The organism is Nonomuraea sp. CA-143628, from assembly GCF_050942315.1.
Taxonomy (GTDB): Bacteria; Actinomycetota; Actinomycetes; order Streptosporangiales; family Streptosporangiaceae; genus Nonomuraea.
The window spans coordinates 8,837,006-8,857,457 of the sequence record NZ_CP192072.1 but is presented as its reverse complement, the minus strand read 5'-3'; the positions used below and the strand labels follow the sequence as shown (position 1 = coordinate 8,857,457).

General features: G+C 70.3%; 21 protein-coding genes and 1 riboswitch. Of the genes, 11 read left to right on the top strand and 10 right to left on the bottom strand.

Annotated elements, in window-relative coordinates; all coding sequences use genetic code 11:
• Positions 1–24: 24 nt before the first annotated feature.
• The 3 genes from lpdA to ACQP2T_RS40300 form a co-directional block, all read right to left on the bottom strand.
• Entirely contained in the window at positions 25–1,389 is a 1,365-nt protein-coding gene (gene lpdA / locus ACQP2T_RS40310) for a dihydrolipoyl dehydrogenase (protein ID WP_433510098.1), read from the bottom strand.
• A 51-nt stretch (positions 1,390–1,440) separates the two neighbouring features.
• A complete protein-coding gene (locus ACQP2T_RS40305) occupies positions 1,441–2,934 on the bottom strand; it encodes a leucyl aminopeptidase (protein WP_433510097.1) in 1,494 nt (497 codons plus the stop codon).
• A gap of 267 nt (positions 2,935–3,201) precedes the next feature.
• Positions 3,202–3,996 (bottom strand): adenosylcobinamide-GDP ribazoletransferase, encoded by a 795-nt coding sequence (locus ACQP2T_RS40300; protein ID WP_433510096.1) that lies wholly within the window; start codon positions 3,994–3,996, stop codon positions 3,202–3,204.
• 262 nt (positions 3,997–4,258) lie between these two features.
• On the opposite strand from ACQP2T_RS40300, the gene ACQP2T_RS40295 reads away from it, so the two are divergent.
• Positions 4,259–5,059: an ABC transporter ATP-binding protein gene (locus tag ACQP2T_RS40295; protein WP_433510095.1), complete on the top strand. Its 801-nt coding sequence runs from the start codon at positions 4,259–4,261 to the stop codon at positions 5,057–5,059.
• A 140-nt stretch (positions 5,060–5,199) separates the two neighbouring features.
• On the opposite strand, the gene ACQP2T_RS40290 is transcribed toward ACQP2T_RS40295, so the two are convergent.
• On the bottom strand, positions 5,200–6,267 hold the full coding sequence (locus ACQP2T_RS40290) for a bifunctional adenosylcobinamide kinase/adenosylcobinamide-phosphate guanylyltransferase (RefSeq protein WP_433510094.1): 1,068 nt from the start codon (positions 6,265–6,267) through the stop codon (positions 5,200–5,202).
• Positions 6,268–6,585: 318 nt separating this feature from the next.
• On the bottom strand, positions 6,586–7,323 hold the full coding sequence (locus ACQP2T_RS40285) for an SCO2322 family protein (protein ID WP_433510093.1): 738 nt from the start codon (positions 7,321–7,323) through the stop codon (positions 6,586–6,588).
• 354 nt (positions 7,324–7,677) lie between these two features.
• On the opposite strand from ACQP2T_RS40285, the gene ACQP2T_RS40280 reads away from it, so the two are divergent.
• A complete protein-coding gene (locus tag ACQP2T_RS40280) occupies positions 7,678–7,827 on the top strand; it encodes a hypothetical protein (protein WP_393471862.1) in 150 nt (49 codons plus the stop codon).
• 66 nt (positions 7,828–7,893) lie between these two features.
• On the opposite strand, the gene ACQP2T_RS40275 is transcribed toward ACQP2T_RS40280, so the two are convergent.
• A complete protein-coding gene (locus ACQP2T_RS40275) occupies positions 7,894–8,895 on the bottom strand; it encodes an aldo/keto reductase family protein (RefSeq protein WP_357944918.1) in 1,002 nt (333 codons plus the stop codon).
• A 203-nt stretch (positions 8,896–9,098) separates the two neighbouring features.
• On the opposite strand from ACQP2T_RS40275, the gene ACQP2T_RS40270 reads away from it, so the two are divergent.
• Positions 9,099–9,317, top strand: a complete 219-nt coding sequence (locus ACQP2T_RS40270) for a hypothetical protein (protein WP_433510092.1) — start codon at positions 9,099–9,101, stop codon at positions 9,315–9,317.
• On the opposite strand, the gene ACQP2T_RS40265 is transcribed toward ACQP2T_RS40270, so the two are convergent.
• On the bottom strand, positions 9,307–9,750 hold the full coding sequence (locus tag ACQP2T_RS40265) for a hypothetical protein (RefSeq protein WP_433510091.1): 444 nt from the start codon (positions 9,748–9,750) through the stop codon (positions 9,307–9,309). The genes ACQP2T_RS40270 and ACQP2T_RS40265 overlap by 11 nt on opposite strands.
• A 313-nt stretch (positions 9,751–10,063) precedes the next feature.
• Positions 10,064–10,246 (bottom strand): winged helix-turn-helix transcriptional regulator, encoded by a 183-nt coding sequence (locus ACQP2T_RS40260; protein WP_433510090.1) that lies wholly within the window; start codon positions 10,244–10,246, stop codon positions 10,064–10,066.
• Positions 10,247–10,626: 380 nt separating this feature from the next.
• Positions 10,627–10,722, top strand: a riboswitch (TPP riboswitch).
• 145 nt (positions 10,723–10,867) lie between these two features.
• Between ACQP2T_RS40260 and ACQP2T_RS40255 the strand changes: the two genes are divergently transcribed.
• Positions 10,868–11,545 (top strand): TenA family protein, encoded by a 678-nt coding sequence (locus tag ACQP2T_RS40255; RefSeq protein ID WP_433510089.1) that lies wholly within the window; start codon positions 10,868–10,870, stop codon positions 11,543–11,545.
• 106 nt (positions 11,546–11,651) lie between these two features.
• Here ACQP2T_RS40255 and ACQP2T_RS40250 read toward each other — a convergent pair whose 3' ends face one another.
• Together ACQP2T_RS40250 and ACQP2T_RS40245 are read right to left on the bottom strand one after the other, a co-directional pair.
• Entirely contained in the window at positions 11,652–12,266 is a 615-nt protein-coding gene (locus ACQP2T_RS40250) for a hypothetical protein (RefSeq protein ID WP_433510088.1), read from the bottom strand.
• 149 nt (positions 12,267–12,415) lie between these two features.
• A complete protein-coding gene (locus ACQP2T_RS40245; protein ID WP_433510087.1) occupies positions 12,416–13,000 on the bottom strand; it encodes a DUF3043 domain-containing protein in 585 nt (194 codons plus the stop codon).
• A gap of 177 nt (positions 13,001–13,177) precedes the next feature.
• On the opposite strand from ACQP2T_RS40245, the gene ACQP2T_RS40240 reads away from it, so the two are divergent.
• From ACQP2T_RS40240 to ACQP2T_RS40210, 7 genes are all read left to right on the top strand, one after another.
• Positions 13,178–13,966: a PspA/IM30 family protein gene (locus tag ACQP2T_RS40240; RefSeq protein ID WP_433519896.1), complete on the top strand. Its 789-nt coding sequence runs from the start codon at positions 13,178–13,180 to the stop codon at positions 13,964–13,966.
• A complete protein-coding gene (gene pspAA, locus ACQP2T_RS40235; protein WP_357944926.1) occupies positions 13,963–14,241 on the top strand; it encodes a PspA-associated protein PspAA in 279 nt (92 codons plus the stop codon). Before ACQP2T_RS40240 ends, pspAA begins: the two co-directional genes overlap by 4 nt.
• Positions 14,242–14,243: 2 nt before the next feature.
• Entirely contained in the window at positions 14,244–15,140 is an 897-nt protein-coding gene (gene htpX, locus ACQP2T_RS40230) for a zinc metalloprotease HtpX (RefSeq protein ID WP_358188227.1), read from the top strand.
• Between the two features lie 4 nt (positions 15,141–15,144).
• Positions 15,145–15,702, top strand: a complete 558-nt coding sequence (gene pspAB, locus ACQP2T_RS40225; RefSeq protein ID WP_357640042.1) for a PspA-associated protein PspAB — start codon at positions 15,145–15,147, stop codon at positions 15,700–15,702.
• 25 nt (positions 15,703–15,727) lie between these two features.
• Entirely contained in the window at positions 15,728–17,110 is a 1,383-nt protein-coding gene (locus ACQP2T_RS40220; protein WP_433510086.1) for an alpha/beta fold hydrolase, read from the top strand.
• A 261-nt stretch (positions 17,111–17,371) separates the two neighbouring features.
• A complete protein-coding gene (locus tag ACQP2T_RS40215) occupies positions 17,372–19,564 on the top strand; it encodes a serine/threonine protein kinase (protein WP_433510085.1) in 2,193 nt (730 codons plus the stop codon).
• Positions 19,565–19,600: 36 nt separating this feature from the next.
• Positions 19,601–20,218 (top strand): SIMPL domain-containing protein, encoded by a 618-nt coding sequence (locus tag ACQP2T_RS40210; protein ID WP_433510084.1) that lies wholly within the window; start codon positions 19,601–19,603, stop codon positions 20,216–20,218.
• Positions 20,219–20,452: the final 234 nt, after the last annotated feature.

Here is a 20,452-nt window from a genome sequence, read left to right as displayed (position 1 = left end):
CGTTCTGATTTCAGAGGGCTTGAATTAGTTGTGTACGTGCAACGGCTTGCCGGCCAGGGCCAGCATCGCCTCACCGACGGCCTCGGACTGGGTCGGGTGGGCGTGGATGAGCTGGGCGACCTCTGCGGGCAGCGCCTCCCAGTTGTAGATCAGCTGACCCTCGGTCACGAGCTCGCCGATGCGGCGGCCCACCATGTGGACGCCCACGACGGGGCCGTCCTTCTGGGCGATGACCTTGACGGCACCCGCGGTGCCGAGGATCTGGCTCTTGGGGTTGCCCGCGAGGTCGTAGACCTGTTCGACGATCTCGATGCCGCGCTCGGCGGCCTGAGCGGACGTGATGCCCACTGAGGCGACCTCGGGGTCGGAGTAGGTGATCCGCGGCACGCCCGCGTAGTCGATGGCGGGCGGGTTGAGCCCCGCGATGTGCTCGGCCACCATGATGCCCTCGGCGAACCCGGCGTGGGCCAGCTGGAGGGTCGGGATCAGGTCGCCGATGGCGTAGACGCCGGGGACCGAGGTCTGGCAGTGCTCGTCGACCACGACCGCGCCGCGCTCGACCCTGATGCCCTGCTCCTCGAAGCCCATCCCGGCCGAGACGGCGCCGCGGCCGACCGCGACCAGCAGCAGCTCGGCGTCGAGGGTCTTGCCGTTGGCGAGCGTGACGACCACACCGGTGTCGGTGGTCTTGACGCCCTCGAAGAAGACGCCCAGCTCGTACTTGATGCCGCGGCGGCGGAAGGCGCGCTCCAGCAGCTTGGAGCTCGACTCCTCCTCGGTCGGCAGCAGGTGGGGCAGCGCCTCGACGATCGTGACCTCGGCGCCGAACGAGCGGTAGACGCTGGCCAGCTCGACGCCGATGACGCCGCCGCCCAGCACGATCACCGAGGAGGGCACGCGGTCCATCCTCAGCGTGTGCTCGCTGGTGATGACGCGCTCGCCGTCGATGTCCAGGCCGGGCAGCGACTTGGGGGCGGAGCCGGTGGCCAGGACGATGTCGCGGCCCTCGTAGACCTCGGAGCCCACCTGGATCCGGTTTGATCCGACCAGGCGGCCCTCGCCTTCGACGATCGTCACGCCGGCGCCCTTGAGCAGGCCCTGCACGCCCTTCCAGGCGCGGGTGACGATCTTGTCCTTGAACGCGTGGACGGCCGGCACGTCGATGCCGTCGAACCGGGCCTTGACGCCGAACGTCTCGCTCTCGCGGGTCTCGTCGGCGACCTCGGCCGAGTGCAGCAGGGCCTTGGTGGGGATGCATCCCCTGTGCAGGCAGGTGCCGCCGATCTTGTCCTTCTCGATCAGGGCGACCGTCTTGCCCAGCTCAGCCGCCCGTAGCGCGCAGGCGTATCCGCCGCTGCCGCCTCCCAGGACGACGATGTCGTAGGCCACAGTCAGGCTCCTTGTCGGGGTGTTCGTGATGCCGTCATCTTTTCATTTGTTTCAGATGCTCGCGTGCCGCTCGGCCAGTCCGATGAGCGTGCGGGTGATGGCCCCGGTGCCGCCCTTCGGCGTGTAGCCGTGCGGCTCGCCCTTGTTGAACGCGGGTCCGGCCATGTCGATGTGCGCCCAGCGCACCCCGTCGGGCACGAACTCCTTCAGGAAGATGCCCGCGGCCAGCATGCTGCCCCAACGCTCGGGCTGGAGGTTGGCGATGTCGGCGATCGGGGAGTCGAGGCCCTTGCGCAGCTCCTCCGGCAGCGGCATGCCCCAGGCGCCCTCGCCCGCGGCGCCGGCCACCTCGACGACCAGCTCACGCACGGCGTCGTCGTTGGCCATGACGCCGGCCGTGCGCCAGCCGAGTGCGACGATCTGCGCGCCGGTGAGGGTGGCCACGTCGACGATCAGGTCGGGGGAGTCCTCGGCGGCGCGGGCGATGCCGTCCATGAGGACCAGGCGGCCTTCGGCGTCGGTGTCGAGCACCTCGACGGTCTTGCCGCTGTAGCTGTGGATGACGTCGGAGGGGCGCTGCGCGGTGCCGCTGGGCAGGTTCTCGGCCAGGCAGAGGTAGCCGACGACGTTGACCTTCGGGGCGAGGCGGGCGACGCCGATCAGGGCGCCCAGAACCGCGCCCGCGCCGCCCATGTCGGATTTCATCCAGTCCATGGAGGCGGACGGCTTGAGCGACAGGCCGCCGGAGTCGAACGTGATGCCCTTGCCCACGTACGCCAGCGTCTTGGTGGCCTCGGGGTGGGTGTAGGAGAGGCGGACCAGGCGCGGCGGGTTGGCCGAGCCCTGGCCGACGCCGATGAGGCCGCCGTAGCCGCCGTCCTTGAGCTGTTTCTCGTCGAGCACCTCGACGCTCAGCCCGGCCTCGCCGCCGCGCTGCTCGGCGATCTCGGCGAACTTGGCCGGCCACAGGTCGGAGGGTGGCGTGTTGACCAGGTCGCGGACGAGCGTGACCGACTCGGCGAGTACGGAGGCGCGGCCGGCGATCCCGTCGGATCCATCCGCTTCGTTCGCCGACAGTACGGTGAGGTCGCCCACGGGCTCCTTCACCTCGCCGTTGGTGCGGTAGCGGGAGAACCCGTAGGCGCCCAGCAGTGCGCCCAGCGCCACGGCCTCGGCCTGGGCGGCCGATTCGGCGGGCAGGAGGAGCGCGGCGCGGGCGGTGCCGGCGAGGGACCGTACGGCGGCGCCGGCGGCGCGGCGCAGTGCCTCGGCGTCGGCCGTGGCGTTGGCGGAGTCGCCGAGACCGACCGCGACCAGCAGCGGAGCGGTGATGGCGCCGAACACGGGCACCTTGGCGAGCTCTCCGGGCTTGCCGGAGAAGCCGACGGCGGTGAGCGTGGCGGCGAGTCTGCCGCCGAAGGCCGCGTCGAGGGACTCGGCGCCCGTGGCGGGGCGAGGGCCTTCGGGGCCGGACCTGAACCCGACGATCAGCGCGTCGGTGTCGAAAGAGACTGGATCTGCTGAGTTCAGCCGCACAGTGGTCACGTAAACCGATGCTATCCAGGGTTTAGAGGTACTCACAAACAGGGGTTCATCCTACCATTCGCTGACGCGCGAACATGGCGTCGGCCGGGCGGTGCTCCTGCGGCGCCCGCGAGTCGCTGGAAAGAGGCCACGAGGCTCGGCCGGCGCCGCGAAGACCTCATCACGACGCCGGAGGAGCTGCCATGATCTCGCGATTCGCCGCCGTACTCCGCTTGGGTGTGCGACAGGCCGCGTCTCCTCATCATCCGGTACGAGAGACCGCCTCGGTCAGCCGAGCACGGCGCAGATCGTGAGCGTGGTGGCCGTGGCGGTCTCGACGAGCGCCCCCAGCACGTCACCTGTGACCCCGCCCAGGCGCCGCCTGGCATGGCGGAGCAGGAGCAAGGCCGCCGCGAGCCCGGCCGCCATGCCGAGGGGAAGGACGTACACCATCCTTTGTCCCGCCACCAGGCCGAGGCCCGCTGCCGCCGCCAGGGCAAGGGCGGTGGCCGCCCAGGCGGCGCCCGGCCGTACCGTGCCCGCGACCAGCGCGCCGAGCCCGCCGGGGCGGGCGGCGGGAACGGTCGACCGGCAGGCCCAGGTGAGCGCCAACCGGCCGGTGACGCAGGCGACCACCAGGGCGGACGGCCCGAGCCCGGCCAGGGCGGGCGCTTCGAGCCCGGACAGCGTGGTCGACAAGGGCGTCGGCGCGAGCCCGGAAAGGGCGGTCACCTGGATGAGCAGCGTCAGCACCAGGGTGATCACGCCGAACGGCCCAATATCCGACTTTTTCATGATGTCGAGCGCCTGAGGGGCGGGCTTCCCGCTGCCCAGCCCGTCCGCGAGATCGGCCAGGCCGTCCAGATGCAGCCCCCGCGTCAGTACGGCCAGCAGTCCGACCGCGAGCGCCGCACCCAGCAACGGCGGCCCCGGAAGCAGCAACGGCACACAGGCCACGGCGCCCAGCATCAGCCCGACAACCGGGGCCAGCACCATCGCCCGTCCCGCCACCTGGCGATCGACGCGTGTCACCCGGACCGGGAACACACTCAACGTCCCGATCGCGAACCGCACCCCGTCCATCACGCTCTCCCTACGGTCGCCGACGCGCCCACGGACCGGGCCAAGAAGACGTGCACCCTCCCTATGGTGTCGGCGTGTCCACGGACCGGGGTCAAGCAGACGCACGTCACGGCGCCCAGCCCGGTGAACCGGAGGAGCGTGCCCCTGGACAGACCTCAGCCGCAGATGACGGGTGGGGCTCACCGGGCCGGCCGTAAAAATAGCAATAACACCCACCCATCGGACGCTGAGGGAGTCCGGGGGCGGCCACTAGGGTGGCCGGATGCACGTTGTTGAACTCGAAGGCGTAGGAGTCCGGGTCGCCGGCAAGTCGCTGCTGAGTGCGGTCGACTGGCGAGTGGAGTACGGCGAGCACTGGGCCGTGCTCGGGCCCAACGGTGCCGGCAAGACGACGCTGCTCTCGCTGGCCGCGGCCGTACGGCACCCGACGGAGGGCACGGTCAGCGTCCTCGGCCACCGGCTCGGCCGGGCCGACGTACGCTCGCTGCGGCGCCACATCGGCCTGGTGGCCTCCAGCCAGCGGCTGATCGACGAGGAACTCCTGGAGGAGGAAGGCGCCACCGCCCTCACCGTGGTGCTCACCGGCCACACGGGCACGAGCGCCCCGCTCTGGGACAAGTACGGCGACGCCGAGCGGGACCGCGCACTGCGCCTGCTGGGGGACGTGGGCTGCAAGGACCTGTCCGAACGCCTGTTCCGGGTGTGCTCCCAGGGTGAGCGGGCCAGGATCAGGGTGGCCAGATCGCTCATGGCGGACCCGGCTGTGCTGCTGCTCGACGAGCCGTTCGCCGGCCTCGACCTGCCGGCCCGCGAGGACCTCATCGAGACGGTGGAGGACCTGGCGACGACCAGGCCGGTGCTCACCACGGTGACGGTGACCCACCGCCTGGAGGAGGTACCCGCCACGACGACGCACGCCATGCTCATGCGCGACGCGCGCGTCCTGGCATCGGGGCCGGTCGCGGACGTCCTCACGCCCGCGAACCTGTCCGACTGTTTCGGCCGTTCTCTGCACGTCGACCGCATGGAGGGTCGCTGGTACGCCAGAGCGATCCGCAACTAGACCGGCGGTCCTACAGGGCGGTCTGCGGCCGTACGCCGAAGCGGTCCGCCGGGCCCGGTCGTATCCGGAGCGGTCGGCAACCAGGCCCGGTCGTACGCCAGAGCAGTTCGCCGCCCGGCCCGACGTCGCGTATCCCGGTGTCACAGACGCACTGGGCGGCCGGCGATCACAAGGGCGACATATTCGGACTCGTCGGCGAGGCGCTCGTTGAGCCGCCCCAGCTCGTCCCTGAACGCCCGCCCGCTGGCCGTGGCGGGCACCACACCCATGCCCACCTCGTCCGACACGGCCACGATCCGCTGGGTCGTACCCCGCCACGCCGCCACCAGCTCATCGCAGCGCGCGGCGACCGGCGCCCGATCGCCGTCCCAGGCACCACACTCGTCGAACACCGCCGCCAGCCACGTGCCCAGCCCGTCGACCAGCAGTGGCGTCGTCGCCGCGCGGATCGTCCCCGCCAGGTCGGTGGTCTCCACCGTCGCCCAGTGTGCGGGCCTGCGCTCGCGGTGGGCCCGTACCCGCGCCGCCCACTCACCGTCGCCTTCGCCGCGCGAGCCGGTGGCGACATAGGTGACGTACGGGTCGGCGGCCAGTCGTAGCTCAGCCTCCGCCGACTTGCCCGAACGGGAACCGCCCAGCAGCAGGGTTCTCCTCGGCTGTGCTGGAGCCGGTGGGGTGGCGAGTGCGGTGTCGAGCGTCGTCCCATCCGGCACGGTTCGTACGCCCCACAGGGCGAGCCGCCGCGACAACTCCTCCTCGGACCTGACCCGGTGGTCCATCCCGACGGCTACCACCTGGGTGCTGTCGGCCACCAAGCCCGTTTGGCGCAGGAGCCCGATCCGCTCGGGCCGGTCGAGCGGATCGATCAGCAGGATGTCGTACGGGGTAGCCGGGGCCGCTGTCGCGTTCGGAACCGTCGTGGCGTCCGGGGTCGCAGTCGCGTCCGGGGACGTCGCTGCGTCCGGGGCTGCCGTCGCCGCCGGGAGCGTGTACAGCAGCCGGGTGCCGTCGGGGCCCTCCAGGCCGTGACCGTCGGCCAGGGCCCGGTAACCGGGTGGCACGTCGTCGAACGGGAAGCGCGCCACACCGTCGACGACGAGCTCGAACGGTCGTCGGTGGCCGTGGGGGAGCCCGGCACATGAGGCGCACGGGCAACCCGCCTCCGGCCAGCCTGTGAGGCCCGCGGTACCGGCGAGAAGGAGTTTCACCGGGCCGAGCGTACATAGAACCCGGCATCCCGGTCCGCAACGGACCTACCACTCCCGGCGGGCTGAGGGCCATGGGGGGGTGGCGTACAGCGGGGCTGCTGGTTTCGGCGGGTTGGGGGCCATGGGTTGGAGGGTGGTCCGCAGCGGGGCTGCAGGTTTCGGCGGGCTGAGGGCCATGGGGGTGGGTGGCGTACAGCGGGACTGCCGGTTTCGGCGGGCTGGGGGTCTTGGGGTTGGGGGCGGCACGAAGCGGAATTGCCGCTCTTCGCGTGTTTGGGCCTGGCGCCTGGAGCCTGGCGGCGTGGGCGTGGGCGTGGGTCAGTGAGCGGGGGTTCGGGAGTGGCGGCGGGTGGCCACGATGGCGCCGCCGCTGAGGAGGACGAGGGCGACCGCGCCGCCCGCGATCAGCGTGAGTGGCGGCCCGTCCGACGAGGCGCCGGCGGGTGAGGTGCCGTCCGCTGAGGCGTCGGCGGGTGAGGCGCCGTCCGGTGAGGCGCTGGCGGGTGAGGCGGGGGTGCCGAGGTCGGTGTCGGCGGCGGCCTTGGCTGGGTAGGCGTTGATCGCCACCACGTCCCCCTGAGCGTTCACACGGGCCTTGGCGGCCGTGGTCAGTAGTTGGGTCGTGGAGGCGGTCTCCGCGCCCGTCACACACTTCGTCAGCCCTTCCTCGGGCGGTTGCTCACCGGGGAAGGCGTCAGACTCGGGGTCGCCGAAGTCCACCCTGACCACGACCCGCTTGCTGCCAGAAGCCGCGGGGTCCTTGCCGCACACCGTCTGGAACGACGGCAGGTCGCCCCCGGGCGGCTCCGTCGCGGTGCCGTCGGGGGAGGCGGAGAAGCGCCAGCCGATCACTGATCCGTCCGGTGGAGAGTCCTTGGGGGAGCTCGCGAGCCACGCGGTGCCGTCGCTCTGCCAGACGCTCCATAGGCGTACGACGTTGGGGTCGGGCGCTCCGGGGACGGGCTCGTTCGGTCCGAAGGGGGGCGTGGCGAGGTTGGGAAAGACGGAGAATGCGGCGAGGGCGGGGAGGGCGGAGGGCGTGGTCAGGGCCGGCAAAGCCGAGGAAGCGGCGAGGGCGGGGAGGGGGCGGCGAGGAAGGCGGCCGCCGCGACGGCGACGCCTGCCGCCACACGAGCCGCTCCGAAGACAGCTCCCGTCACACGAGGTGCCCGGACGGCGACTCCCGTCACACGAGGTGCCCCGACGGCAGCTCCCGTCGCACGAGACGCCCCGACGGGGGCTTTCGCCGCCACACGATACGCGCGCAGCATCGATTGACCTCCAAGCTCGGGAGTAAGGTTCCAGTGCCGTCGGAGGGTGCGTCGGCGAACCCGCGGAAAAGGAGCGTATGGCATGACATGGCGGTGGCGTTATGAAAATGCAAATGGTGGTGAGGTAACGGATCGCCCTTTGCCGCGAGAAGTTTTCCCGAGCCAGGCGGACGCGGAGTCCTGGCTTGGCGAGAACTGGGGTGAGCTGCTGGAATCCGGGGTCGAGCAGGTGGCGCTGCTCGACGAGGACCGGGTCGAATACACGGGATTGTCATTGCGTCCGGAGTGAAGCAAAGAGAAATGAAAAACCCCTTGAGCGTGATTGTCGCTCAAGGGGTTTTTGCTGCCGGGGATGTTACGGGCGCTTCGGCGGGCTGGCCGTCTTGGCGGGATCGCGCTCGACCACCGGGCCGAGCACGGAGTCGATCCGCTCCAGTACGTCGGAGTCGAGCTTGACCCCGACCGCCTTGACGTTGTCGCGCACCTGCTCGGGGCGTGAGGCGCCGACGATGGCGCTGGAGACGTTCGGGTTCTGCAGGACCCAGGCGACCGCGAGCTGCGCCATGGTGAGGCCGAGGTCGGCGGCGATCGGCTGGAGCTCCTGTACGCGGGTGAGGACGTCGTCGTTCATGAAGCGGGCGATCATGTCGGCGCCGCCGGCCGTGTCGGTCGCCCTGGAGCCTGCCGGCGGGGCCTGGCCGGGCAGGTACTTGCCGGTCAGTACGCCCTGCGCGATGGGCGACCAGACGATCTGGCCGATGCCCTCACGCTCGCTGAGCGGTACGACCTCCGGCTCGATGACGCGCCAGAGCATCGAGTACTGAGGCTGGCTGGACACGATCCGGTCGAAGCCCATGTCGTCGGCGATCTTCAGCGCCTGGGCGATCTGGTCGGCCGTCCACTCGCTGACGCCGATGTAGAGGACCTTGCCCTGCCGTACGAGATCGTCGAAGGTCTTGAGCGTCTCCTCCAGCGGCGTCTCGAAGTCGAAGCGGTGCGCCTGGTACAGGTCGACGTAGTCGGTCTGCAGGCGCCGCAGCGAGCCATGGATGGACTCGGTGATGTGCTTGCGGGACAGGCCGCGGTCGTTCGGCCCGGGGCCCGTCGGCCAGTAGACCTTCGTGAAGATCTCCAGCGATTCCCTGCGTACGCCCTTCAGGGCCCGGCCGAGCACCGACTCGGCCTTGGTGCCGGCATAGACATCGGCGGTGTCGAACGTCGTGATGCCCTCGTCGAGCGCCGCCTGCACGCACTGCTTGGCGGCGTCCTCCTCGACCTGGGAGCCATGGGTGAGCCAGTTGCCGTAGCTGATCTCGCTGACCTTGAGACCGCTGCGACCGAGGGTACGGAATTCCATAGATCCGACCTTAGGCCCGTCTCATGCGGTGATCTAAATCGGGATGGGTGCGGTCTGCCCGCCGGGGCCCAGCGCGCCCTGCTCGACACCGCACCCATCAGCCCGGCCGACCGCGAGAAGGTCGCGTACGGCGTCCGTTCCATGCGGGTCAGCCTGCCGTTCGTCGCGCTCCGGCGACGCGAGACCTGGACCAGGCCGTACGGATGCTGTTGGGCGAGCGCGAGCGGCGCGAGGCGGGCGGACGATCCATGGCCGTGCTGCCGGGGCCGCAAAGCCTGGTGGTTCGCGAGCCCCTGGCCAAGGGATCGTCCGGGTTGGCCGCGCCGCCGATGGACCAGGCGCGTGCCCGGCCGATCGACCTGCTGGATCGGACGCCGGGTGCTGGAGTACGGCATCCGGCGGGCTCGCCGTCTATTGCTTGAGATCGTCCTTGCTGACGACCTCCGTGCACTTGAAGCCCGCCTTGTCGGCTGCGGCCTTGTCGGTCTGCCGGATGCTCTCCAGGTCGAGCGAGCCATGGGCGAAGGCTTGCAGGTCCTTCTTGTTGCTGTACTTCACCAGGACGTTGGCCATGCACGACACGAACTTCGTCACGGCCGCCGGCTTGTACGGCAGCTCCTTTATCTCCCGCGTTTTGCGCAGCTGATCCATGACGCCGGTTTTGACGCTTTCACCGGCGGGGGCGGCTGTTTTTTCCGTCGCCTTCTGGTTCGTGTCCGCGGCTTCGGCAGCGGTGGTTCCCGTGGCGGCGGTTTCGCCGCTGCCACTGCCGCTGCCGCATGAGGTCAGCGTCAGAACCAAGAACGCCGCCGCCATTGCCGGGGCGAGTTTATAGCCGGTACGTAAAATGCGCATGAAAATCCTCCTTGCTGTGAGCCGTGCGGCCACAGGGAGTTGATCCTGGTGATTCGGCGCATGCCGAGAAGAGGCGATGCGGGGCGTTTAGAGCCCGCTCGGATGATACAGGCCGAAGCGCTTCCGGCTTACCCGATGGCCGATACCCGAGGTAGCACTTCCTGACTTCTCAAATGAAACACTGCCAGGCTTCTCAAATGAAACCCTGCGCCGGGCACGGCGCGCATTACGGGCGAGCCAGTCTAAGGCACCAAGAGAGGAATTCAGACCTGGTCCGGGTTCGGCAACGGGCTCAATCGTTCGCTCTGCGGAATCAGTCGATCGTCGCCCGGCGTTCGATATGACGGCGGCCGAACAGCGGCATGCTCTCGACGATCGGCAACGCCGAACGCCCGTATTCCGTCAGCGAATACTCCACCGGCACCGGGGCCTTTCCCGCCGGCTCGCGATTGACCAGACCGTCGGCGGCCGGCTCCCGGAGTTGTTCGGCCGGCACTTCCTGGCGGAGCCACCTGCCGCAGGTCGGCGAAGTGTTCGGGCGATTCGGCGAGCCACTCCAGGATGATGAGCTTCCACTTGCCGCCGATCGTGGCGGTCGTGGCGGAGAGGGACGGCCTTAATGGTCGAGGTGCGGACCCTATCGGGTGAAGGAAGGCCGCCGCGCGGAATTCATCGAATTCTTCGAGGCGCCGGCGATTCCCGCTCGGCACGCGGCCGGAATGAAGGTGCTCGGGTCGTTGGTCGACCGCGAGAATCCCCGGCAAGTTCGGCTGGATGCGTGCCTTCCGCCTCGCTGGGGAACGCGACCGGATGAAGACCGCCCCCTCGCGGGCCCATAGTGGACCGCCGTCCGCGACCATGACCTCTGTTACCCTGATCTGCGACGCGGGGTGCCCGGCAGGTCGGGCTGAGATCACACCCGTAGAACCTGATCTAGTTCGCACTAGCGAAGGGACGTCCGGGTGGCTCCCGTTTCCAAGATCCTCTCCGTTGTCGGCACCGGCTCGAGGGTGGACGGCCAGGGATATCTGAACGGCGCGCCGCGGGCCGCGGGCGTTCTCCAGGCCGGGGGAGACGGCCCCGTCCACCATTTCCACGCACTCTGGTGAGTGAGGGTATGTTCTGCGATGAAATCTGGATGCGCGCGGCCAAGCTGCTCGACGCGATCCGCGACCATCCGTTCAACAACGCGCTCGGGGACGGCGGTCTCGACCGGGAGCGTTTCGCCTTCTATCTCGTTCAGGACAGCCGTTATCTGACGGCGTACGCGAAAACGCTGGCGACGGCGGCGGCGCGGGCGGACGATTCCTCCGACGCCGCGTTCTTCGCTCAGTCCGCCCATACGGCGCTGACGGTCGAACGGGCCCTGCACGGCCGTTATCTCGGCGAATTCGGCCTGGACGCCGAGGAGATGGCGGCCATTCCCACCTCGCCCACCTGCCTGGCGTACGCGTCCTACCTTCAGGCCACCGCGCTCACCGCGCCGCTACCCGTGCTCGCCGCCGCCGTGCTGCCGTGTTTCTGGGTCTACCAGGACGTCGGCACGGCACTGCTGGCGCGTACGGAGGGGCGGCGCGACCATCCGTACCACGCGTGGATCGCCACCTATTCCGACCCCGCCTTCGCCGTCTCCGCCGAACAGGCGAGGGCCATCACCGACCGGCAGGCCGCCCAGTCCGGCCCCGCCATCCGCGAAGCCATGGCGGAGGCGTTCATCCGGGCGACCGAATACGAGTGGATGTTCTGGGACAGCGCGTGGCGCCTCGAAGCCTGGCCCACCCGCCAATGGCTGTGAACGAGCCCCTGCCGCTCGTCGAAAAAATCGAAAGAGGCGCCCGCCCGTGACAGATCGGCGCCCCCACCTGGCGCCGCGACAGCTCTTTCCACTGGTGGCCGTGAACTCACTCCAGGAGGCTCGGCTTCACGGTGAGCACCTGTACGGCGACCGTCTCATAAGGCAGGAACTGAGCGATGATCTTACCGAGGGTCATTTCGGTGGGATCGCTGGTCGGGCTGCGGTCGGCGAGGGAGTAGATCATCGGCCCTTCCTTGGCGGGGCCGGTCGAGGCGGTGCCCGAGACGGTCACGGTGTGGAACGCGTCGGCGGAGCCGCCGATCATGACGATGACGTCGCCCGCCACGGTACGCAGGCCCGCGAGCTCGTCCACCGGCACGCGATCCTTCGACACCGGATCGCACAGAAAGCCCGCCCACGCCTCCGACCCGCCGTCGTACTTGGTCGAGGACCGGTTCCGCATGCCCAGCAGGAACGTCTTCTCGCTGATGTGCCCGGCCCTGAGCAGGGCATAGGGCAGGAGTTCGAAGCACATCAACTGGATGGGCGCCGCGATGTGATCCGGAACTCCCGTGCCGGTACGCCAGGAGCTCCCGCTGCCCCAGGTGATGGCCTCTATCCCCATCAGGCCCTTGACCGCGAGCGCGCACTTCGCCCCGGTCGTCCCGCGGCTGTCCGACGACGATGTGGAGCCGGTGCTCTCGGGCGGACGATCTGTCATGCGCGACAGTCTGACTCCGCCACGAGGGGCTGAACACCCCGCGAGCGTGTCCACATCCGGCCTTGGGCGGCCGACGCCCGCGGTCACCCGAGGAGTGCCGCGCTGGGAGAAGCAGGAGCGAAACGGCGCGAAAGCCGCAGTGAACCGCGTTACTTCTTGGGCGGCACCGGCTTGCCGCCCGGCAGGACCGTGGGCGGCGGGAAGCGCAGCTTGCGGATCTGCAGGGCCCGCATCGCGGCGTAGAAGCCGACGCCGCGCAGGTTCTCCTTGGGATACTTCTCCGCCACCAGCTTCTTGATCCGCCAGGCCACGAAGATCGAGGTGAAGAGCACACCGATCATCATGATCGGCCAGCCGATCGTGATCACGTAGCCGAGCACCAGCGGACGGATGTCGGCCGGCCACGGGATCCACGTCGCCAGCAGGATCACCAGCGAGAACGGCAGGAAGTATTGGCTCGGCAGCCGCCGCGAGTCGACCCAGTCGCGCGCGAACTTGCGCGCCGGGCCCTTGTCGCGGGCCGGGAAATAGCGTTCGTCGCCCGCGAGCATGCCCTTGCGGGCCCGCTCGCGCTCGACGGTCTGCTTGGCGCGGGCCTGTCGATAGGCCTCTTTGCGGTCCTTGGGCGCGGTGACCGGCTGGCGCCGTCTGCCTTCCGCGTCCCGGCGCTTGGGTGTGGGACGACCCTTGCCCTGGGGCTTAGGATCGTCAATGGGGACGGGGGTGTCGTCCACGGAGGTTTGGGAACGGCGTCGCAACACGACGTCAACCCTACCTGGATGGCAACTTAGTGACGCCCCCGTGCGTTATGCGTAGGGTAATCCCAAGGCGGCTGCGCTGCACTGGGTGAACACCAGCACGACCTAAGAAGGGGACGGCCGACGCGCATGAGCGTGATGAAGAGACTTTCGATGATCTTCAAGTCCAAGGCCAACAAGGCCCTGGACAAAATGGAGGATCCGCGCGAGACCCTCGACTATTCCTACCAGCGGCAACTGGAGTTGCTGCAGAAGGTACGCCGGGGCGTGGCAGACGTCGCCACCTCGCGCAAGCGGGTGGAATTGCAGGTCAACGGCCTCGAACAGCAGGCCAGGCGTTATGAGGAGCAGGGCCGCAAGGCGCTGTCCGTCGGGCGCGAGGACCTGGCCCGCGAGGCCCTCCAGCGCCGGTCCAATCTGCAGTCGCAGATGGCCGACCTGAAGATCCAGCATGAGAACCTGCAGGCCGAGGAGGAGAAGCTGACCACGGCTTCCCAGCGGCTGCAGGCAAAGGTCGACTCCTTCCGTACGAAGAAGGAGACGATCAAGGCCACCTACACCGCGGCCGAGGCGCAGACGCGCATCAACGAGGCCTTCTCCGGCATCTCCGAGGAGATGGGCGACGTCGGTCTCGCGATCCAGCGCGCCGAGGACAAGACCGCGCAGATGCAGGCCCGCGCCGGTGCCATCGACGAGCTGCTCGCCAGCGGCGCGCTCGATGACTACAGCGGCACGCGCGGCGACGACATCCAGGCCGAGCTCGACCGTATGGGCGGCGGCATGGACGTGGAGCTGGAACTGGCCAGGATGAAGGCCGAGCTCGGCCAGGGTCCGGCGCCCAAGAGCGCCATCGAGCCGGGCCAGGGCGGCCAGCAGGCCGCGCCTCAGCAGGCTCAGCCTCAGAACACGCAGCAGCTGCGCCAGCCTGGGGAGGGCGCATGATCGTCAGAATCATGGGCGAGGGGCAGGTCGAGATCTCGGCCGACGACATCTCCGTGCTCAACCAGCTCGACAGCGAGCTCGAGTCGGCCATCGAGTCCGACGACGAGGCGAGCTTCCGGGTCAAGTTGCACGCCCTGCTCGACAAGGTTCGCCTCGTGGGCAAGTCGCTTCCCGACGACAGCCTTGAGCCGTCAGAGCTGATCCTTCCCCCCGCGGACGCCTCGATCGAGGAGGTCCGGGAGATGCTGGGCGACCAGGGTCTCATCCCGGGCTAGCCATGAACACGCGGTTCGCGCCCGACCGCGGTCTGACCACCCGCATGGTCGTGACGATGTTCCTGCTGGGGCTGCTCTACGTGGCCTTCATGGGTGTCCTCATCGCCGTGGGCGTTCAAGGACTGGTCGTGCTGGTGCTCGCCGGGGGCCTGCTGCTCGCGCAGTACTTCCTGTCCGATCGCATCGCGCTGTTCGCGATGCACGGCCGGGAGGTCTCGCCGCAAGAGGCTCCCGAGCTCCATGGCATGGTCGACCGCCTGTGCGCGATGGCCGACATGCCCAAGCCGCGGGTGGCGATAGCGGATTCCGACGTCCCCAACGCCTTCGCCACCGGCCGCAACCAGAACAATTCCGTCCTCTGCGTGACGACCGGCATCCTGCGCCGCCTGGAGCCCCAGGAGTTGGAGGGCGTGCTGGCACACGAGCTGTCGCATGTCGCCCACCGTGACGTCGCGGTCATGACGATCGCCTCGTTCCTCGGCATCGTGGCCGGTCTGATGACCAGGTTCGCCCTGTACACAGGGCTGGGCCGCAGCCGGGACAACAACGGCGGCGTGCCGATCGGGCTGATCATCATGCTGGTCTCGATCGTCGTGTACGCGATCAGCTTCCTGCTCACCCGAGCCCTGTCGCGCTACCGCGAACTGGCCGCGGACCGGGCGGGCGCCCTACTCACCCAGCGGCCGTCGGCCCTGGCCAGCGCGCTGACCAAGGTCACCGGCGACATGGCCAGGATCCCGAGCCAAGACCTGCGTGAGGCGGCGCCGTTCAACGCCTTCTACTTCGCCCCGGCGCTGGCCAAGGGCGCTTCCATCGCCACTCTGTTCTCCACCCACCCACCGCTGGAGCGCCGCCTGGAGCAGCTGGCCAGGATCTCCGCCCAACTCGGAAGGGGCTGACCGTATGGGCTGGCTCGACACCCTGCTAGGCCGGTCGAAGCCCGCACCGCCCAACCTCGACGCACTGTTCGCCCTGCCGTCCGCGGCGGTGACACTGCAGGCCGCCACCGGTCTCGTTCCCACCGGTCTCGGCTCGGTGTCCTTCCGCGCGGCGGAGGGCGGCGCGTTCGCCACTCTCGAAAGCGACGTGCAGGCGCTGCTCGGCGACCGCGTCGACAAATCCTCCGATGGCTACGGCTACACCTGGCTCCTGGTGCGCCGATCGCCCGACGACGTCAGCGACCTGGTCACCGAGCTGCACGCGGTCAACGCCTCGCTGGAGGGCGCCGGGTTCGGCCCCTCGCTGCTCTGCTCGCTGGTGTCGTTCACCGATCCCAACGGCCGGCGGCTCGCCGTCGTCTACCTGTACAAACGCGGCACGTTCTACCCCTTCGCGCCGCTGTCCGGCCAGCACCGCGACAACGCGCTCGAACTCCAGGCCAGAGGCGCGCTGGAGGGCGAGCTGCCGCTGGAACAGGATCTCGGCCGCTGGTTCCCGGTATGGGGCGCCCCCGGCCTCTGATCGCACCGGGTGATCTAATGATCACGTGGAGCGACGACTGCTGGTGCTCGCGGCCACCGCCTTCGTGGTGGCGGCCGTGCTGTACAGCGCCTGGATGCCCGGCCAGTTCACCAGCCCGCTGGTCGACCGGAGCGACGGCCTGGTCGGCGAGCTGGCGGCGCGCGATCAACCCGCGACGCGCCTGTTCAGGACCGCCGACGTGCTGGCGGGCCTGGCGATCGTGCTCGGGGTGGCACTGACGCCCCAGGTGCGGCGGGAGCGGTTCGCCTGGCTCGGGCTGGCGGCCTTCGGCGTTCTCGTGCTCGCCGGTGGGCTGTTCCCGCTCGACTGCGCCGCGCTGGGCGATCCCGTCTGCGAGCTCGGCCCGCTGTCGCTCTCGCACCACGTCCACGTCGTGACCGGCGTGCTGGCCACGGCCGCCGTGCTGGCCGCGATGGCCCTGCTGAGCCGATACTGGGACACCTGCCTCGCCTGGCTGATCACCGGCGCGGCCCTGGGCGTCACCGCGCTGACGCTGGCGGCCATCGCGGGCGGATACCCGGCCGGGCTGGCGCAACGCGGGCAGGCGACGCTGGTGGCGGTCTGGCTGGTGTACGTCGCGCTGCGGCTGCTGGAGGCCGCCGACCGTCCGCTGTCGCCTGGTCAGGGGCCGCACGTGGTCGTTCAGGGCGCGGGGCCGGTCGTGCTCATCAGCGCGGGGCTGGGCGGCGCGTCGTCTCACTGGGACGGGGTGGCCGCCGAACTCGCGCGGAGCCACCGGGTGATCCGCTTCGACCGGCCCGGTCTCGGCCGCAGCCCCGCCTCGCCCGCTCCACCCACCCTGTACGGGGAGGCGGCCCGCCTGGCCGCCCTGGCCCCCGCCCATCCCGAACAGGTCACCGTGGTGGCCCACTCGGTGGCCGCCTGGCACGCGGAGGCGTTCGTCAGGCTGCATCCGATGTGCGTGTCCCGGCTGGTGCTCGTCGACCCGAGCCGCGCCGACCGTGACCGGCGCGCCTCATCGCTCGGCAGGTCGGTCGGCCGATGGCTGCCCGCGCTGGGCGGCGCCTGGGGTGCCGCCGCGCTCGCCTTCCTGGCGGGGCCGGTCGTCCATCGGCTGGTCAGCGGGCTGCCGGACCAGGGGCGCGGGTACCGTACCGGCAGGGTGTTCGCCGCGGCCGTTGGGGAGTTTCTGGCCCGGCGGGACATGGCGGCCGACCTGCGCCTTGTCCGGACGCGGCACGCCTTTCCCGACGTAGCGGTGACGGTGATCAGCCCGGTGACCGTGATCGGCGTGGGCGGGAGGGCGCGACGTCAGGAGCGGCTGGCGGGCGACCTGAACGCCGACCACGTCCGCCTGACCTCCTCGACCCGCCGCATCCACCTCGCCGCCTCTGGCGCGATCATCGACGCCGTCCGCGGCCTGTGACGCGACGCCGTCCGCGGCCTGTGACGCGACGCCGTCCGCGGCCTGTGACGCGACGCCGTCCGCGGCCTGTGACGCGAGGCCGTCCGCGGCCTGTGACGCGACGTCGTCTGGGGCCGTGACGCGAGGGCGCGCCCCGGCCTCGGTGGCGGACCGCGGACCGACGCGACCGGCGTGTTCTGGCTGGTGTGTGGGGCGATGGGCTGACGCGGAGCCGCGGAACCCACCAGAATGGCGGAAAAGACGCCATATATGGGGGTTGTAATGCCGGACCTCGTGGCCCTCAGGCCAGGGGATCCCGCGTCGGTGGGGGCGTACACCCTGTCGGGGCGGCTGGGCGAGGGCGGGCAGGGGACCGTCTACCTCGCGACCGCCGCCAACGGCGCGAAGGTCGCGGTGAAGCTGCTCCGCGCGGACCTGGCCGGGGACCACGAGGCTTCGGAACGGTTCGTCCGCGAGGTGGCGATGGCCCGGCGGGTCGCCCCTTTCTGTACCGCTCAGGTCGTCGAGACGGGGTTGTTCGGCGGCCTGCCGTACATCGTCAGCGAGTACATCGACGGGCCGACGCTCGATGACGTGGTGCGCACGGACGGTCCGCGCTCGGGGACGTCCCTGCACCGCCTGGCGATCGGTACGGTGACCGCGCTCGTCGCCATCCACCAGGCGGGCATCGTGCACCGCGACTTCAAGCCGTCGAACGTCGTACTGGCCTCCGACGGGCCCCGGGTGATCGACTTCGGCATCGCCAGGGCGCTCGACCTGACCTCGTCGCTGACGGCCAGCGCCATCGGCACGCCGTCGTTCATGGCGCCCGAGCAGCTCACGGAGGCGGCTCCCGGGCCTCAGGCGGACATGTTCGCGTGGGCGTGCACGCTGCTGTTCGCCGCTTCCGGGCAGCCGCCGTTCGGGCAGGACAGCCTGCCGGCGGTGGTCAACCGGATCATCCATACCGACGCCGACGTCACGCCGATTCAGGATCCGGCGCTGCGCTCGCTGGTGGCGGACTGCCTGGCCAAGGATCCTGGCCGGCGGCCGACGGCGGGTGAGGCGCTGATGCGGCTGCTCGGCCACGGGCCCGGCGGCGCCCCATCCGGCCTCCAACAGCAGCCCGGCGGCGCCCCACCCAGCCTCCTGCGCCAGGGCACCGCCGTGGCGGCCGCAGGCCCGGTCCCGCCGGTGAGCTCGGGCTTCACATCTCCGCAGGTGCCCGGGCCGCCGGTGAGTTCGGGCTTCACGCCTCCGCAGGTGTCCGGGCCGCCCGGGGGCTCCGGGCCGGTGCCGTCGGCGCACATGCCGTACCAGCAGCCTCCGCCGCCCCCGTACGCGCGGCCGTTATACCAACAACAACTCCCGCTGACCCAGCCGCCCGCCCGGACAGGCGGTCGGCGGGGCATCGGGTGGATCGTCGCCACGGCGGTCGCGTGCACGCTGGCGCTGGCCACGGTCGGCGGCATCGTCGCGGTACGACTCGCGTCCCTGCCCGGCCCGATCGGCACCTCCTCGCCGACACCGGACGAGACGAACAGCACGGACGCCTCATACACCCCGACCCCGACCCCGACCCCGACCCCGGACCAGAGCTCCCGGACGATCGCGCTGCCCGGCACTTCCGTCGAGATCCGGGAGAACGGCTCCGACCCGATCAAGCTGGCCTCCTACAGCCTGAACGGCGGCAAAGGCGTCTACATCCGGCGGGCCGCCTCCAACGACTTCACGCTCGACAACCACTACTTCGAGTACGCCCTGGACGCCGACGGCGCCCGCGCGCTCGCCACCGACGTCGACTACAGCAGTGACGGCTACTCCCTCGTGTCGATCATCGACCACCGGACCGGCGCCAAGCGCACGGTGAGGCTCAGCACCAGGCCGGTGTTCCCGACGACGCCGCGCTGGTCGCCGGACGGCAAGCTCGGCCTGGTCACGCTCTTCAAGGACACGGGTGGAGAAAGCGTCGAGTACGGCTACGGCGTCATCGACGTCGCGCGGGGCACGGGCAAGGTCTACCAGGTCAAGGAGAAGGGCGCGGGCGAGTGGCGCTTCTTCTGGGACGCCGGCGGGCAGGCCGTCGGCACGTGGGTGGGCGGCCGGATGAAGTTCTACGACCTGGACGGCAACGCGCTGCGTACGCTGTCCAGCGCGGGCTCGCCCGTCTGGGTGGAGGGCGACGACGTCTCCCCGTCGGGCGGGCTGTTCCTGTCCCACTGCACCGCGGCGGGCGGCGCGGTCTGCGCCAGGTCCACGACGGGCGGCGGCACGCCCGTCACCATCCCGTTCGCCACCAACCGGCTCATCGGCTGGTGGGATGACCAGCACCTGGCCGTGTGGCGGGCCAAGGGCGCCGGATACGAGGCGGTTGTGATCGATCTGAAGGGGCAGGTCATCAGAGTGCTGGCCACCGCGGCCAAGCGGGCCGAGTTCGACAAGATGGGCATGCGCTTCAGCCGCGGTACGCCCTGACGAACCCGCCGATCCTACGGACCCAAGGGGGTGCGCGTGGAAACGGAGCACGAGCAGATCGCCGTCGCCGGCGAGGGGGCGGTCTCGGCCGCGCCCGACGTCATGCGCCTGAACGCGGGCGTGGAGGTGCGCAGGACCTCGGCCGCCGAGGCCTTCGCCGCCGTCAGGGCCGCCGCCGTCCGGCTCACGGAGGCGCTGACGGGGGCCGGCATCGCCCCGGAGGACCTGCGTACCAGCGAGTTGTCCCTTGGCCCCGAGTACGAGGTCTATCCCAAGGTGGCCGCGTACAGGGCCGCGCAGGGCGTCGAGGCGCTGGTCCGCGACCTGTCGCGGGCCGACCGGGTGATCGACACCGTGGCGGCGGTGGGGGAGGAGGCGCGGCTGAACGGGGTGTCGTTCGAGCTGTCCGACCCCAGCGGGGCCCTGGCGGAGGCGAGGACACGGGCGTTCCGTGACGCCGCCGCCAAGGCCGCCCAGTACGCCGAACTGGCCGGGCGGCCGCTGGGCGGGGTCGTCTCGGTGACCGAGGAGTCGGTGGGCGGGCCGCAGCCGATGGCGTTCGCCGCGCTGGCGGCGGACGCGAAGGCGTCGATCAGTCCCGGACGCCAGACCTTGTCGATTGGCGTCCGGGTTGTGTACGCCTTCGGCGAGTAGTGGGGGGTTCGTCACGCGACCGTCTCGATCCCCGTGACGGTCCGTTGTGGGTTGCGGTTCTTTGGGGAGGGATACCCCCTCCGGGGGCGCGGATGAGGGCGGTTCGTGGTGGCTGGTGGCCTTGGGGGGTGGGTGGGGGCGGTGCGTTATGGCAGGGGTCCCTGGAGGGAACCCCTGCGGGGGAGTGCATGAGGACAGCCCGTCGTGGCTGGGGCTCTTGGGAGGGATGCCCGG